Raw genomic sequence first — 16,095 nt, 5'->3', positions numbered from 1 at the left:
AGGTGAATGAACACGGCAAGGAGCACCGCCCTAATAGCCATCGGAATTCATATCAGGGCGAAAATCGTCGTTATCCAGGCGATACACCTGGGTTTCCACCCGCCCGTCCGGCAGCAGATCCAGATAGCGCCAGCCGGGGGAAAGATCGTCAATGGCAAAGTTGGTGCAATGCGGTTTGAACTGCACGCAGGTTGAAGGGCTTGCCAACAGCCGCCGCCCCTGCCAGGCGATATCCATCTCCTGATGAATGTGCCCGCACAGCAACGTATTGACCTTCGGAAAGCGCAATAGGATCTCCCCCAGCGTATGGGGGTTGCGCAGGCTGTGTTGATCCAGCCAGGTGCAGCCGGAAGGCAGCGGATGATGGTGCAGCAGCAATAGCGTATAGCGCTCAGGGTGGGCCTGCAGGCAGCGCTCCATCCATTCAAGCTGATATTCGCTCAGTTCACCGTGCGGCACGCCGAAAACCTGGCTGTCCAGAAGGAGCACTTGCCAGTTATCGCCCAGCAGCACGTGTTTGGAAGGCGTGATGCCGGCAGCGGCCAATGCGTCCACCATCGCCGGCTGGAAATCATGATTACCCGGCAGCCAGACACAGGGCGCCGGCAGTTGCAAAATGCCCTCGGCGAAATGCCGATAGGCGGCCTGGGAATGATCCTGCGCCAGATCGCCGGTCGCGACGATCAAATCAACCCCCCGCTGCTGTGCCTTAATGGCTTCCAGCACCGCGAGGTAGCTGCGATAGGTATTAATGCCGAGCAGGCTTTCATCCTTGCCGGCAAAAAGGTGGGTATCTGTTATTTGCAGGATTCTGACCTTGGCCCCACTCGCCACGGGCAGTTTAAACAGGCTTTCCAAATGGTGTCCTTTGCTATTTCAGTCTGTCTAACAAACCGGAACCGCCATCGCGCCATGCGCTAAACAGTAGCGCAGCCAATCAGCAAGAAACTGGTTAATTTGATGCTTTTCGTCGCGTTGATGCAACTTTTTGTTCGGATAATCATAACGTGCTTTAAAACGGTAGATCTGCTGGCTGGAACACACTTCCGCAACCATGGCGTCGTGGTACAGCCGCACCGTCATTGCCGGCAGGCTCCAGTAGCTGACCGCCGGGAACACCTGCTTGATCTCCACCAGCGAGGTATAGCGCGTGGACTCAATAATGGTCAGACGATAACTGGCGCCGTTCACCTGATAAGTCACCGTTTCACCCACTTCATCATTACGCGGCAATAAGCGGCGCAATTGTGCGAAGTTGGTTTCACACAGCCTCATCATTTCCGGGAAATCAGGGGTATAGCGTTTTGTCATGAGTTGACCCATTCTTTTCTGAGCGATTCATGGTGCAGCGCCAACCACTGCAATGCAATCACTGATGCGGCGTTATCAATTACGCCCTCTTCTACCCAGCAATAAGCCTGTTCGCGGCTAACCACATGGACACGAATATCTTCATCTTCGGCCGCCAGCCCATGAATCCCTTCTGCGGTAGTGGCGTCAACTTCCCCCACCATAATCGATAGGCGTTCGCTGGTGCCGCCGGGGCTGGCCAGATAGCTTAGCACCGGTTTGCAACGCCCGACCGCAACGCCGGCTTCTTCCTGAGCTTCACGCCGGCAGACGTCTTCCACGCTTTCGCCCGTTTCGATGATACCTGCCACCATTTCCAGTAGCCAGGGGGAGTTACTGCTCTCCAACGCCGGGATACGTAATTGCTCAACCAACACAACTTCATCACGCAGTGGATCATAAGGTAGCAGCACTGCGGCATGCCCGCGCTCAAAAACCTCACGTTTCACTTCCCCGCTCATTTCACCATTGAATAAACGATGGCGGAACCGATATAAATTAAGCGAGAAAAAACCACGGTACAGCGTCTCTCGTGCAATAATTTCTACATCATCTTTACCGAAAGTAACGGGTGTGGTTTTGAGCTGCTTCATCGGTGGCATTCTCCTGCGTGAATGGAGTGGTAGTATAAAGAACCGGGGCTGATAGCGGAAACAGTAAGCCTGCCGCCATCCTCTTTGTGATAGATTGTGATACATCATAATATCAATTGAGGCGTGAGCAGCCAGCGCCATATGGCCCGTACTTAGGCCAGCAAGGCAAAAAAGTTGCGCCAGAGGGCACATTCAGCCACCTGATGCGCAGCCTGGACTCTGCTAAAATCGGCAACTATTCGCCTATCGTCAGCGCTAACATAGCAATATTGCTGCACAACAAGGAATGCAAATGAAGAAACTGCTCCCCCTTCTTATCGGACTGAGCCTGGTCGGGTTCAGTGCCATGAGCCAGGCAGAGAACCTGCTGCAAGTTTATAAACAGGCAAGGGAAAACAACCCGGATTTGCGCCAGGCAGCCGCTGTACGTAATTCCGCTTTCGAAAAGATCAATGAAGCGCGCAGCCCATTACTGCCGCAGTTGGGCCTGACCACCGGTTATACTTATAACAGCGGTTACCGCGATGCCAACAACATTAACAGTAATGTGACCAGCGGCTCGATCGCGCTGTCGCAGGTTATCTTCGACATGTCTAAATGGCGTGCGCTGACGTTACAGGAAAAAACCGCCGGGATTGCCGACGTGACCTTTCAAACCAGCGAACAGTCGCTGATCCTGAACACCGCCACCGCCTACTTCGATGTGCTGAACGCGATCGACACCTTATCCTATGTGCAGGCGCAAAAACAGGCGGTTTACCGCACGTTGGATCAAACCACCCAGCGCTTTAACGTCGGCCTGGTTGCCATTACCGATGTGCAAAACGCCCGTTCCAGCTATGACACGGTGCTGGCGAACGAAGTGACGGCCCGCAACAATCTGGATAACGCGCTGGAAAGCCTGCGCCAGATAACCGGCAATTTCTACCCGGAACTGGCTTCGCTGAATACCACCCGTTTCGCTACCCAGCGCCCTGAAGCGGTCAACAACCTGTTGAAAGAAGCCGAAAACCGCAACCTGACCCTGCTTTCAGCCCGTCTGAACCAGGATCTGGCGCGCGAACAGATCCGCTCGGCGCAAAGCGGCCACCTGCCGACGATCGACATGAGCGCCTCCAGCGGCATCACCAACACCAAATACAACGGTTCCGCCACCAGCGCCGGCAACTACAGCGACAGCGACGCCGGCCAGAACAAAATCGGCGTGAGCCTGAACCTGCCGCTCTATAGCGGCGGCCAGACCAGCTCGGTGGTGAAGCAGGCGCAGTACAATTTTGTCGCCGCCAGTGAACAGTTGGAAAGCTCACACCGCAGCGTGGTACAAACCGTTCGTTCTTCCTTCAATAACATCAATGCCTCCATCAGCAGCATCAACGCCTATCAACAGGCGGTGGTTTCCGCACAGAGCTCATTGGATGCCATGGAAGCCGGCTACCAGGTGGGCACGCGCACCATCGTCGACGTGTTGGACGCTACCACCACGCTCTACAATGCCAAACAACAGCTTTCCAGCGCACGCTATACCTACCTGATTAACCAGTTGAACATCAAATCCGCACTCGGGACGTTAAACGAAAACGATCTGCTGATGCTCAACGGCGCGCTGGGCACCCCGATCTCCACCTCGCAGGATGTGGTGGCGCCGCCAACCACCGCGCAGGATGCCTATGTAGATCGCAACAGCAGCAATACGGCTGCGCCGGTCGCCGCCGTTTCTGCCCCGGCCCCCGCTGCCGTGGCGCAGCCCGCCACCACCACGCAACCGCGCAACCCGTTCCGCAACTGATACGGGCCATTAAGCATCCAGGGCGGGTATTTACCCGCCCTGATTATTTCCCCCTTGCCCTGCAGGCTTCACATTCCCGTTCGGCATTCAGTGATATTATTCCCGGATACGTTCCTCAGCCCGAGCAGGATTGGATGGAGAATACTTCACGCTGGCAGCAGTTAATGGCAACCGGGGCACTCCCGGCGGAGCAGCGCCCTGCGTCTGCAATCTACGCCTCCTGGCTGCGTTGCTGTAACCTGATGCGCCCCGCCCCCTGGAAAGCCCCGCACTGTGCGCTTGGCACTACTTTCCACTCCATCTGCAAACGTAAGAACGATCTGCTGACGCTTGGCCAGGCGGCGCTGGAAGACGCCTACGAGTTTATGGAAAACCGCCTTTGTGTGTTGTTCATCCTCGATGAAAGCGGCTGTATGCTGTGGCTTTGCGGCGCCCCCGATACGCGGGAGCAGTTGCAACGGCTGGGGTTCAAACCCGGCGCTTACTGGGCCGAAGGAGATATCGGCACCAATGCGCCGGCGCTGGCCGCCGCAGAGGGCCACCCGATGCAGGTCTGCGGCAGTGAGCACGTGCGCCAGGCGCTGCACAGCTGGTCATTTTGCGCCACGCCGATTTATGACAACGGCGGGCGGCAACGCGGCGCCATCGCGTTGGGGTGCCTGCTGCAAGAGCGGGCAGCGGGCGATCTTTCCCTGACGCTGGCGATCGCCCGTGGCATCAGTAATTCGCTCAATGCCGACAGCCTGCTGGCTGAATCCAACCGCCACCTGAACCAGCTCTATGGCCTGCTGGAAAGCGTGGAAGACGGCGTCATGGCCTGGGATCACCACGGCAACCTGCAATATATCAACCAGCGGGCGGCAAACATGCTCAAGCTCAACGGCCAGCATAGCCAGGGCAAGCCGCTGGCGCAGTTGCTGACGTTTCCCGCGCTGCTAAGCCGGGCGGTCGCCCAGCGTCAGGCGCTGCACCATGTCGAAGTCACCTTTGAAAGCCAGCGCCAGTTTATCGCCGTCCTGCTGACCTTAAAGCCGATTCCCGACGGGGAGCGCTGCGGTTTTATCGCGCTGCTGCACCCACTGGAGCGTATGCATCAGTACGTCAGCAGCCAGCTCGGCCGCGTCAGCCATACCTTTGAACAGATGCCTTCGGCGTCGCTGGAAATGCGCCGCCTGATCCGCTACGGCCAACAGGCGGCGAAAGGCCACCATCCGCTACTGCTGTGCGGCGAGGAAGGAATAGGCAAAGAGTTACTCGGCCAGGCCATCCACAACGCCAGCGAGCGCGCCGCCGGGCCTTATATTTCGCTCAACTGCCAACTGCTGCCGGAAGCTCAGGGGCTGAGCGAACTGCTGGGCTGCGATGCCAGCGAAGAACAGGCCGGCCTGCTGAGCAAATTCGAGCTGGCCAACGGCGGTACGCTGTATCTGGATCAGATCGAATATCTGCCGCCGGACATGCAGGCCGCGCTGCTGCAGGTGTTGAAAACCGGCGTCGTGATGCGCCTGAATTCCAGCCGGGTGATCCCGGTGGACGTGCGCATCATCGCCACCAGCTCCGCCAATCTGCCTTTGCTGGTGCAGCAAAACCGCTTCCGCCGCCAGCTGTTTTATAGTCTGCAGGCCTTTGAAATCCAGATCCCGCCGCTGCGCCAGCGCGTCAGCGATATTCCGCTGCTGGTTAGGCACCATCTGCGCGCGCTGGAACAGCACTTCCAGTGCCGCTTTCGGGTGGATGATGAAGTTATGGCCCAGCTCAGCCTGTATCTGTGGCCGGGCAACGATCTTGAGCTGAAAGGCGTGGTCGAGCGGGCGGCGATGATTTGCCGCGGCCACCACATTCAGTTGGCCGACCTGCCCGCGCACCTTTTGGGGCATCAGCCCCTGCTGGAAAACGAAACGCAGCCAGGATCGCCGCCGTTGACGTTGGAGGAAACCGAACGCCAGGCCATTATCCGTGCGGCCAATACCCGCAGGGGCCAACTGAATGAGATGGCGCAGCTGCTGGGAATTGGCCGCACCACGCTGTGGCGAAAAATCAAGCAATACCAGATCGATATCAGCCAGTTCAAGCCGCACGCTTAGTGGCTAAGCTGCAGCACCCCGCGGGCCGCATCCAGCATCACCTTTTGGCCGCTGCGGGTTTTTTCCATGCAGCCGCTCAGCCCCACTACCATCGGGATGCCCATCGCTTTGGCCAGAATGGCGCTGTGCGAAACAACGCTACCGCCGCTCAGGCAAATGCCGAGCACCATGCGCCGATCCAGCATCACCACATCAGAAGGCATGATCTCATCCATCATCAGAATCACCGGTTCCGCCAGCGGGATCGGCGGGATCGTTTGCTGTTGCAGGTGGCACAGGGTGCGGCGCAGCAGATCGCGCACGTCCAGTTCACGCGCCCGCAGGTAGGCATCGTCCAGCGCCAGATAGTCATCGGCCACCGCCTCAAGCACTTCCCGCCATGCCCGTTCCGCACAGTAAAGCCGCTGGGCAATGCGGGCATAGGCCTGCTGCTGCAGATCCGGATCGTCCAACAGCATGCTGTGCGCACCGAAAATACCGGCCTGCGGCTTACCGATCAGCGTCGCCGTTCGCTCCGCCAACTTGTTTAGATCGCTCAGCGTATGTTGCAGGGCTTCCCGCAGCCGTTGTTGCTCGTTAATCACGTCATCGGCGCCGATCAATTTTTCAGCCACCGCCGGCCAGAAACTGGCGGCTTGCAACACCGGGCCGGTGCTGACGCTTTCCGCCACCGGCATGCCGTGCAGCGATGGCTGCTGCTGGGCCGATATCGTTTCGCCAAAATGCTGTTCCGCCAACGCTTTAAACGCCGCCAGCGCCTGATCGGCCTGTGTGCCGTTAGCGATCAGGCGGATGGTATCGCCGTGGCGCACCTGCAAGAGCGCCAGTTGGTTCAGGCTGCGCGGGTTAACGCATTGCCCGTTTTTTTCCAACAGCAGTTCGGCGTCGAAGGGCGCCAGGGTTTCCGCTAGCCGCGCCGCCGGCCGGGCATGCAGGCCGTGCGGGTTTTGCACCAGCCAACTGACGCTTTTCCCCTCGGTCAACGGCAGGCCGACGTTTTCCTCGGCGCCCGGCGCCTCGCCGAGCTGGGCCTGTTTGGCCTGCAACGCCCCCTGCGCCTCAGCCAGCACCTGCGCCAGCGGCGCACCGGCATTGGCGGCCACCACCGCCGCCAGAGTGCCTTCCACCAGCGGCGCCGAACACAGTTTGACTTTTGCCGCCACCGCCGGCTCCAGCAGTTCCAACGCCGTTTCCGCACTTAATAACGCGCTGCCCAAATCCATCAGCACCACAATTCCGTCGCCCTGGGCAACGCTGTTGATCGCGTCCATCACTTTGACGGCATCCGTGCCGATAGGGTGTTCTTCATCATCCACCCCGGCCGCCAACGCCAGTTGGCAACCATCGGCGCGCATCATCTGCTGCGCTAATTCCTGCACGCCGCGCGCCAATTGCGCACTGTGCGAAACCACCACGATATTGATCATCTCACCTCCCTGGGGTTGCCTTAACCAAGCCAAACGCCACGGTATACGCACCGCGGCAGGCATGGCTTAGCCAACCACCTGCGCCAATGTTTTTATCATCAGCATTACCGAGGTCGCCCCCGGATCCTGATAGCCAATGCTGCGTTCCCCCAGGTAGCTGGCCCGCCCCTTGCGCGCCTGCATGGTGATGGTGCTTTCCACGGCTTTTTCCGCCTCGCCGACGGCGATATCCAGCGCATCGACCAGGTTAAGCTGCTGCCGGGCGGATTGCCCCAGGCTCGCCACCACCGGCCACCAAACATCACACATGGTTTTATCGCCCGGCTCGGCTTTGCCGCGCATCACCACGCCTTCCACCCCTTGCTGCATCACCTGGTGCAATTCTTCCAAATCCAGGCTTTGCTTGGCATTGGCCGCCTGCGCGGCGCGGATGAAAAACGTACCGAACAGCGGGCCGCTGGCGCCCCCGACGCTAGACAGCAATGTCATCCCGGTATTTTTCAGGATAAAACCGATGTCCTTGTCCGCCACCGAAGGCAGTTTTTCCGCCACTTTATTGAAGCCGCGGTTCATATTCAGGCCATGATCGGCATCGCCAATCTCGGTATCCAGGCGCGTCAGAAAATCACGCTGTTCGGCAAACACTGCCGCACAGCGCATTAGCCAATCCACCACCTGCTGTTTCGTTAATGCCATGTTTCCTCCTCAGGCCATGACTTGCTGCGGGCTTAGCGCGGCAAGCGCCTCGCCGTGGGCCTTAACCCGGCCCACAGCCCTACGTTTACCTAACATCCCCAGCGTAATGCGGGCGTTTTTACCGGTGCATCCCACAACGACAGCACCTCGTCATCGGCTTTCAGTAAGGTGATGGAAACCCCCTGCATATCCAGCGAGGTGCAATAAGAGCCCACCAGATCGCGTTCAATGATAATGCCGGCCTCGGCGCAGAGCGCCGTCAGGCGGTGGTAAACACCGTACAATTCGGAAAGCGGCGTGGCCCCCAGGTTATTCACCAGCGCAATCACGCGATCGCCGCGTGCCAGCGGCTGCTTCTCTTGGATCTCTTCACGCCATTCGCCATGTTGGCGATCCCACACCCGCAGGGTGCGTTTGTAGTGGCCGTGTTCAATCAGGGTTTTGAACATGTCGTCCACTGCCTGGTTCAGGGTGGTGAACGGCCGCCGTGCGATGCCCGGTTCGCCGTGGATGCCCACGCCGAACTCCATTTCATTCTCCGCCAGTACAAACGACGGTTTGCCGGCCGCCGGTACCGTGCACGCCCCCAGCGCGATGCCGATTGAATGCCCCTGGTTGTTGATCTTGTGGCCGAACGTCACCAGCGCATCCAGGCTATCGCCACGCGCCGCCGCCGCCCCCAGCAGTTTTTCCATCAGCACCGTGTTGGCAACGCCACGGCGCCCGGCGGTAAACAGGCTGTCTTTTACCGCCACATCGTCATCAACCAACACCGTCGCGACCTGCACGCCGCTGTCGTGCAACAGCTCGGTGGCCGTTTCAAAATTCAGCACGTCGCCGGTGTAGTTTTTGACCAGAAACAACACCCCGGCGCCGCCGTCGATGGCCTGGCCGCACTCATACATTTTATCCGGCGTGGGTGAGGTAAAGATTTCCCCCGGGCAGGCGCCATCAAGCATCCCCTCCCCGACAAAGCCGCAATGCATTGGTTCATGGCCGCTGCCGCCGCCGGAAAGCACCGCCACCTTGCCCGGCACCGGCGCATCCGCACGCACCACAAACAGCGGATCCTGATGCACCTGTAGCTCGGGGTGAGCCTCGCCCAGGCCCCGCAACTGTTCCTCCAGGACCGATTCAACCTCATTGATCAGTTTTTTCACGGTTCATTCCTCTGTCTGGCATAGCGAGCGCGGCATGCCACGCCCGCGATGGTAGTTATGCGTGCTGTTGCAACCAGGCACGCCCCAGCCGATCCATGGTCAAAATGGCCGCCTGTACGCTGGCCGGCGTGACTTTGAACGGCATGTTATGAATGGTTTCGCCTTCCGCGCAGCTTGCTTCGGCAACCGCCTGGATTTTCGCCGGCAGATCTTCCGTCACGCCCATCTCGGCCAACGTGATCGGCAACCCCAGCCGGTGGCAGAAGCGCATCACCGTTTCGATCTGCTCTTCGGAGCTGTTTTGCAGCACCAGCTGCGACAAGGTACCGAACGCCACTTTTTCACCGTGGTAAAGGTGGTGGGTCTCTTTCAGCACGGTGAACCCGTTGTGGATGGCGTGAGCCGCCGCCAGGCCGCTGCTTTCAAAGCCCAGGCCGCTCAGATAGGTATTGGCTTCGATCACGCGCTCAACCGATTCGGTCACCACGCCGGCCTCAACCGCCAACTTGGCCTTGAAGCCCTCTTTCAGCAGGGTTTCATAGCACAGGCGCGCCAGGCTCAGTGCCGCCAGCGTTGATTTACCGCCGGCCATGCTGGTTGCCTGGGCATCAAAGCAGGCCTGTGCTTCAAAGTAGGTGGAAAGCCCATCGCCCATCCCGGCCACCAGCAAACGCACCGGGGCTTTGGCGATGATCGCGCTGTCCATGATCACCATGTTCGGCGGCGTGGGGTAAATCAGGTACTCTTCAAACTGGCTTTGCTCGGTATAGACCACGGAGAGCGCGCTGGTCGGCGCATCGGTTGAAGCGATAGTCGGGATCAGCACCACCGGGACTTTCTGGTAATAGGCAATGGCTTTGGCGGTATCCAGCGTCTTGCCGCCGCCCATGCCAATAACGCCGTTGCACCCCTGGTCTTTCAGTTCCTGACCAAGGCGATCGATCTCTTTATGGCTGCATTCGCCGTTAAAAACGCAGGCATGATGTTTAACGCCGTGCTGTTGCAGGCTACCCATCACGGTGTCGCCCGCCAGTTTCATCACAAAGTCATCGGCGATAATAAAATAGTGCTCAGCCAGTGATTTCGCATATTGGCCAACGGAGGCTAACGCGTTCAGGCCCTGGATATATTTACTGGGTGATTGGATGATTCTTAACATAACCGGCTCCTTCTGGGTTCATTGGCGATGTTCAGATTTCAGGTGAGGTTGTTGCCGGTCTTCCGCCGGCTGGTTGTTACCAATGACTATACGGCCGCCCACAGGCATTACGAGCCTGGCGATTTTCGTTCCATTGCGAAACGGTCAGCCCGGCAAAACGTTCCAAAACGGAACATTCAGGACAACGTTTTCGCGATTAAAGAGAACTGGCGCACACCGCCACGTAATCCTGCGTAAAGAGTCGATTTTCCGCGCGTTTCAGCTTTAATTTTGCACATCTTTCCCCTATTCTTACGCCACCTACTGGGAAAAGGCCGCATGGCTAAAATAATGAATAATGGAATTTAATGCCGATGAAACGGACAAAAAACATCAATAGAGAGACGTTCCGCAAATCCTGGCGTAACTACCGCATGGCCCCCGTCGCGCTGGCCGTCAGTGCGGTATTTATGTTGGCCGGTTGTGAAAAGGCCGATGAAACCGTATCGCTGTACCAAAATGCCGATGACTGTTCACGCTCCAATCCTTCTATGAGCGAGCAGTGCTCCACGGCTTACAACAATGCCTTGAAAGAAGCCGAAAAAACCGCGCCGAAATACGCCACCCGCGAAGACTGCGTGGCGGAGTTTGGCGAAGCGCAATGCACCCAAGCGCCGGCGCAAGCGGGCATGGCGGCAGAATCGCAAAGCAGCGGCAGCTTCTGGATGCCGCTGATGGCGGGCTATATGATGGGCCGGATGATGGGCGGCGCTGGCTTTGCCCAACAGCCGCTGTTCACCTCCAAAAACCCCGCCAGCCCGGCCAACGGTAAGTTCGTTGACGCCACCGGCAAGAACTATGGCCCGGCGACGGCCGGCGGCCGCACGATGACGGTGCCGAAAACCGCCATGGCGCCAAAACCGGCGGTCACCAACACCGTTACCCGCGGCGGTTTTGGCGAATCCGTCGCCAAGCAGGCCACCATGCAACGCAGCAGCGCCACCTCCAGCTCACGCACCATGGGCGGTTAATCGATGAAACGCGTTGCTATCACCGAACGCCCAGACTGGCGTGAAAAAGCCACCGAGTTCGGTTTCAATTTCCACACCATGTATGGCGAACCCTACTGGTGTGAAGATGCCTATTATCAATTTACGCTGGCACAGATCGAAGAGATCGAAGACGCCACCGCCGAACTGCACCAGATGTGCCTGCAGGTGGTGGAAAAAGTGGTCGCCAGCGATGCGCTGATGGCGAAGTTCCGTATTCCGAAGCACACCTGGGAATTCGTCCGCAGCGCCTGGCGCACTAACCAGCCCTCGCTCTATTCACGCCTCGATCTGGCCTATGATGGCGTCAACCCGCCAAAGCTGCTGGAAAACAACGCCGATACGCCAACGTCGCTGTACGAGGCCGCCTTTTTCCAATGGATTTGGCTGGAAGATCAGCTTAACGCCGGCCGCCTGCCGGAACAGGCCGATCAGTACAACAGCCTGCAGGAAAAACTGATTGAGCGCTTTGCGCAATTAAAGGCGCACCACGGGTTTAGCCTGCTGCATATGGCCTGTTGCCGGGATAGCGTGGAAGATCGGGGGACGGTGCAATATCTGCAAGACTGCGCGCTGGAAGCCGATTTGGCGACCGAGTTCCTGTTTATGGAAGATATCGGGCTGGGGGAAAAGGGCCAGTTTACCGATCTGCAAGACCAGGTGATCGGCAATCTGTTTAAACTGTACCCGTGGGAATTCATGCTGCGTGAAATGTTTTCCACCAAGCTGGAAGATGCTGGCGTGCGCTGGCTGGAGCCGGCATGGAAAAGCATTATCTCCAACAAGGCGCTACTGCCGCTGCTGTGGGAGATGTTCCCCAACCACCCGAACCTGTTGCCCGCCTATTTTGCCGAAGACGAACATCCGGCGATGGAAAACTACGTCATCAAGCCGCTGTTCTCACGCGAAGGGGCGAATATCCAGATCGTGCAAAACGGCCAGATCGCCGCGCAGGCCGATGGCCCGTATGGTGAAGAAGGCATGATCGTGCAGCAGTTCCATCCGTTGCCGCAGTTTGACGGCAGCTATACCTTGATCGGCAGTTGGCTGGTGAACGATCAACCCTGTGGTATCGGTCTGCGGGAAGATCGCGCGCTGATCACCCAGGATCTGTCGCGCTTCTATCCGCACATCATTCTGGATTAAAGCGCGCGGCCAATGCCAAACGGCAGAAAACCCGGGCACGTTGCCGTGCCCGGGCATTCCCTCCGGTTATTTCAGGGTCACATCAATGATTGGCGGAATATAACCGTAGTCATATTCTTCCACCACGAAGGTGCGATCGCCCACCAGCTTGATGCCCACCGTTGGCGCTTCAGTGCCGCCGACGCGGAAGCCGGCATCGGCATCATTGTCATCAAGCGGCACGTTGTCGATAAACGAGGTGACCAGCCCGTTCGGCATCACATAGTGGGAATAGGTCTGGAACGGCTGGCTTGACGGGTTACCCAACACCAGGCCGGAACCGTTCAGCGGCACGTAAGGGCCGAACAGTGAATCCGCGACAAAACCGTACACACCATCCGGGCCGGTCAGGCCATCGGCATAAGTGTACTGATGGCTGATGGTGAACAGGTAATATTTGCCGTCCTGGAACAACAGGTGTGGGCGTTCCGTCTGGTCATTAACGCCAACCGCTGTAATCAATGGCGGCAGCAGTTCCCAGTCATCGCCGTCTTCATCACGCGCAACCGCAATACCGACGCAGGCGGTCTGGTAACGCGAGTTGCCTACATCTTCGTAGCCCGGTGGCACGTCGCCGATTTCCGCTTCACCCACTTTGTGCGAACCTCGTTCCCCGGCCACATTGCCTTCAAACAGCATATACAGCTTGCCACTCTCCGGATCGCGGAACGGCCATGGGTCGCGGAAGCCCCAGTACGGGTTTTGCGCTTCGGTTTGATACATTTTGCCGTCGGCTTCGAACAGCGAAGACACTTTTTTGAAGCCAACCATGTCAACGCCGTGTTCAGTAGTCACCACGCGGCCACGCACTTTCACAATGGTCGCGCCAGGGGTAACGGCAGTGTAGTACAGATCCACATCGCCCTGGTCGTTGAGCAAAATCGGCGAGCCGGCCCATTCGCGGGTGGTCGGTGACACACCGTCCGCCATCACACGGCCGCCATATACCCAGTCTTTGCTGGTGCGGGAGAACCAGTAGCACATTTTTGCCCGGCCATGACGATCGTTCCAGTCGAGGTTGATGTCATAGTTGCCGTTTTCATCCAGGTAATCAGGATTGGTCGGCTGGCGGTCTGCCGTCAGGGTGAAAATCACTGACCAGCCGTCAACGGAAGTGACGTTACCGTTGATATCACGCAGCGGCATGGTATCCCAAATAAACACCGTATCGCTCAGCACCGGGAAATCAACGCTAACCAACGGTTGCGTGGTGGTCGGGTCATCGGCACGCACTTTCAGCGCGTCGGCACGGGTCCAGATGGTGGATTGATTCGGCTGTTGGCCGAACTTGGCAGTGGCCGCTTTCAGGGGTTGTTGGCCGAAATTCGTGGTGGTCGTTTTCATAGGAAATACCTCGTTAATCAATCAATTAAAATATGACTTTTGTTAAACACTGTATGTTTGTACAGTGAATTCACTATAGAGCGAGGTGATTTCCGGATCAAGACCAAAACCCCCTTTCCAGGCGGGTGCCGGCTTGCTGGCCGCTGACACAACGTCAGCGGCGATAAAAAGCTGAAAAAACGACAAAAAAATGCCAGTCAGCGACTGGCATTCAGAAAATTAACCCACCTGAACCGAGAGCATACTGAGCGCCCCCATTTCAATCCCATCTACCGGGATGCCGATCGGCTCGTTACCATCCCATGCGCCAAGCACGTACAGCAGCGGCAAGAAATGTTCCGGCGTTGGGTTGGCGAGTGCGGCCCCTTCATGCTGCATAAAGTTCACCAACGGGTGGTCATCCCCGCGGTAGGCCAGGTTGTCATGCACGTACTGGTTAAATGCCTGTGCCCAAGGGTATGGGCTGCCGTCCCCTTCCCACTTCACCTTACGCAGGTTATGCACCACGTTGCCGCTGGCGACGATCATGATCCCTTCATCACGCAGCGCCGCCAGTTTTCGCCCAAGCTCGAAGTGATAAGACGCAGGCTGCGTCCCGTCAACGCTTAGCTGCACGACCGGGATATCCGCCTGCGGGTACATTTTGATCAGCACGCCCCAGGCGCCGTGATCCAGCCCCCATTCACGGGTGTCGGCAATCACCGGCAACGGCGCCAACTGTTGCTGTATCCGCGCCGCCAACGCCGGAGAGCCCGGCGCCGGATATTGGGTATCAAACAGCGCCTGGGGAAAACCGCCAAAATCATGGATGGTTTTCGGGTTTTCCATCGCCGTTACCGCCGTGCCGCGGGTATACCAGTGGGCAGAAACCGCGATAATCGCTTTCGGCCGCGGCAGTTTCACCCCCAGTTCGCGCCACGCCTGGGTATAACGGTTGTCTTCCAATACATTCATTGGGCTGCCGTGCCCTAAGAACAGCGCAGGCATGCGGGACGTGGTCATCATATTCTTCTCCAGAGAGGTTAGCCGGTTTATGCCAACCACCTTACGCCCTTTGCCGCACCGGCACAGCCGGATAACCATGATGATGATATTCAATAATTTTGAATGGTGATATACCCAAAATAATTCGAGTTGCAGGACAAAAACGCAAAAGCGTTTTTGAACAGCGCTAGCGCTGGCCCCGTAGGGGTGAGGCCGTATGGCCGAATCACGCGGCAACGCAGCGAATCCCCAGGAGCTTACTTGAGTAAGTGACTGGGGTGAGCGACAAATCTGCCGGGAGCAGATTTGAACGCTGTTAACAGCGGCCCCTTTGGGGCGAGGCTCAGGGATGGGCCGAGTAACCAAGCCAACACACCTGCAGCTTGAAGTATGAAGGGTATAACGATGAGAACAATCAGCCAGATCCACTCGATTTATACTACTACTCTGTTAGTATCAGAAAATGCGAAATATTGATGAGATACCGAGGAGCCCACAATGTCTGTACCGCTGATCCTCACCTTGCTGGCTGGCGGCGCAACCTTTGTTGGCGCCCTGCTAGGCATTATTGGCCAAAAACCGTCTAACCGGGTGCTGGCCTTTGCGCTTGGCTTTGCCGCCGGGATTATGCTGTTGATCTCACTGATGGAAATGCTACCTGCGGCGCTACACACCCAAGGCATGTCGCCGATATTGGGCTATGGCATGTTTATGGTTGGCCTGTTGGGCTATTTCGCGCTGGATCGCATGCTGCCGCACCAGCATCCGCAGGATCTGGTGGATGCCCCGATTACCCCGCACAACCTGAAGCGCACGGCGCTGCTGCTGACACTGGGCATTAGCCTGCATAACTTCCCGGAAGGCATCGCCACCTTTATTACCGCCAGCGCCGATCTGGAGCTGGGCATGGGGATTGCGTTGGCGGTGGCCATTCACAATATTCCGGAAGGGTTGGCGGTCGCCGGCCCGGTGTATGCGGCTACCGGTTCCAAAACCAAAGCGTTGCTGTGGTCGGGGATTTCAGGCATGGCGGAAATACTTGGCGGCGTGCTGGCGTTCCTGCTGATTGGGCCGATGATTTCCCCGGTGCTGATGGCGGCGATCATGGCGGCGGTCGCTGGCATTATGGTGGCGCTGTCGGTGGATGAACTGATGCCGCTGGCCAAAGAAATCGATCCCAACAACAACCCGAGCTATGGCGTGCTGTGCGGTATGGCGGTGATGGGTTTCAGCCTGACGTTGCTGCAAAGCGGCGGCATCGGCTAAGAAAGGAAAAGCGCCTGTGGGCGCAATGCGGAA

At 57.9% G+C, this 16,095-nt stretch carries 14 protein-coding genes; 5 read left to right on the top strand and 9 right to left on the bottom strand.

Annotated features, from left to right (window positions below; translation table 11 throughout):
• Positions 1-30: 30 nt before the first annotated feature.
• Genes cpdA through nudF form a run of 3 tightly spaced genes read right to left on the bottom strand, consistent with a single transcriptional unit; the run spans position 31 to position 1,943 of the window.
• On the bottom strand, positions 31-858 hold the full coding sequence (cpdA, locus tag ACN28Q_RS15670; RefSeq protein ID WP_095847189.1) for a 3',5'-cyclic-AMP phosphodiesterase: 828 nt from the start codon (positions 856-858) through the stop codon (positions 31-33).
• Positions 859-885: 27 nt separating this feature from the next.
• Positions 886-1,311, bottom strand: a complete 426-nt coding sequence (locus tag ACN28Q_RS15665; protein WP_095847188.1) for a DUF1249 family protein — start codon at positions 1,309-1,311, stop codon at positions 886-888.
• Complete coding sequence (gene nudF, locus ACN28Q_RS15660) at positions 1,308-1,943, bottom strand: ADP-ribose diphosphatase (protein WP_095847187.1); 636 nt, start codon at positions 1,941-1,943, stop codon at positions 1,308-1,310. The genes ACN28Q_RS15665 and nudF overlap by 4 nt, the downstream gene beginning before the upstream one ends.
• A 292-nt stretch (positions 1,944-2,235) precedes the next feature.
• On the opposite strand from nudF, the gene tolC reads away from it, so the two are divergent.
• Positions 2,236-3,729 (top strand): outer membrane channel protein TolC, encoded by a 1,494-nt coding sequence (gene tolC / locus ACN28Q_RS15655; protein WP_095847186.1) that lies wholly within the window; start codon positions 2,236-2,238, stop codon positions 3,727-3,729.
• Positions 3,730-3,863: 134 nt separating this feature from the next.
• Positions 3,864-5,813 carry a dihydroxyacetone kinase operon transcriptional regulator DhaR gene (gene dhaR, locus ACN28Q_RS15650; RefSeq protein ID WP_095847185.1) on the top strand — a complete coding sequence of 650 codons (1,950 nt, stop codon included), beginning with the start codon at positions 3,864-3,866 and terminating at the stop codon, positions 5,811-5,813.
• On the opposite strand, the gene dhaM is transcribed toward dhaR, so the two are convergent.
• The 4 genes from dhaM to ACN28Q_RS15630 form a co-directional block, all read right to left on the bottom strand.
• On the bottom strand, positions 5,810-7,240 hold the full coding sequence (gene dhaM, locus ACN28Q_RS15645; protein ID WP_095847184.1) for a dihydroxyacetone kinase phosphoryl donor subunit DhaM: 1,431 nt from the start codon (positions 7,238-7,240) through the stop codon (positions 5,810-5,812). The genes dhaR and dhaM overlap by 4 nt on opposite strands.
• A 66-nt stretch (positions 7,241-7,306) precedes the next feature.
• Positions 7,307-7,936, bottom strand: coding sequence for a dihydroxyacetone kinase subunit DhaL (gene dhaL / locus ACN28Q_RS15640; protein ID WP_095847183.1), 630 nt, complete (start codon positions 7,934-7,936; stop codon positions 7,307-7,309).
• 89 nt (positions 7,937-8,025) lie between these two features.
• On the bottom strand, positions 8,026-9,096 hold the full coding sequence (gene dhaK, locus ACN28Q_RS15635; RefSeq protein WP_095847182.1) for a dihydroxyacetone kinase subunit DhaK: 1,071 nt from the start codon (positions 9,094-9,096) through the stop codon (positions 8,026-8,028).
• A 55-nt stretch (positions 9,097-9,151) separates the two neighbouring features.
• Positions 9,152-10,255, bottom strand: coding sequence for a glycerol dehydrogenase (locus tag ACN28Q_RS15630; RefSeq protein WP_095847181.1), 1,104 nt, complete (start codon positions 10,253-10,255; stop codon positions 9,152-9,154).
• 353 nt (positions 10,256-10,608) lie between these two features.
• Here ACN28Q_RS15630 and ACN28Q_RS15625 point away from each other — a divergent pair, with 353 nt between their 5' ends.
• A complete protein-coding gene (locus ACN28Q_RS15625) occupies positions 10,609-11,265 on the top strand; it encodes a DUF1190 family protein (protein ID WP_095849052.1) in 657 nt (218 codons plus the stop codon).
• 3 nt (positions 11,266-11,268) lie between these two features.
• Complete coding sequence (locus ACN28Q_RS15620; protein WP_095847180.1) at positions 11,269-12,429, top strand: glutathionylspermidine synthase family protein; 1,161 nt, start codon at positions 11,269-11,271, stop codon at positions 12,427-12,429.
• 66 nt (positions 12,430-12,495) lie between these two features.
• On the opposite strand, the gene ACN28Q_RS15615 is transcribed toward ACN28Q_RS15620, so the two are convergent.
• Complete coding sequence (locus ACN28Q_RS15615; protein ID WP_165907043.1) at positions 12,496-13,812, bottom strand: glycoside hydrolase family 68 protein; 1,317 nt, start codon at positions 13,810-13,812, stop codon at positions 12,496-12,498.
• 219 nt (positions 13,813-14,031) lie between these two features.
• A complete protein-coding gene (ygiD, locus tag ACN28Q_RS15610) occupies positions 14,032-14,814 on the bottom strand; it encodes a 4,5-DOPA-extradiol-dioxygenase (RefSeq protein ID WP_095849050.1) in 783 nt (260 codons plus the stop codon).
• A gap of 480 nt (positions 14,815-15,294) precedes the next feature.
• Here ygiD and zupT point away from each other — a divergent pair, with 480 nt between their 5' ends.
• A complete protein-coding gene (zupT, locus tag ACN28Q_RS15605) occupies positions 15,295-16,062 on the top strand; it encodes a zinc transporter ZupT (protein ID WP_095847179.1) in 768 nt (255 codons plus the stop codon).
• The last annotated feature ends 33 nt before the right edge of the window (positions 16,063-16,095 follow it).

The organism is Gibbsiella quercinecans, assembly GCF_002291425.1.
In the GTDB taxonomy this organism is placed as follows: domain Bacteria; phylum Pseudomonadota; class Gammaproteobacteria; order Enterobacterales; family Enterobacteriaceae; genus Gibbsiella; species Gibbsiella quercinecans.
Note: the sequence above shows the minus strand (reverse complement) of the source record. Positions and strands in the feature narration are given on the sequence as shown.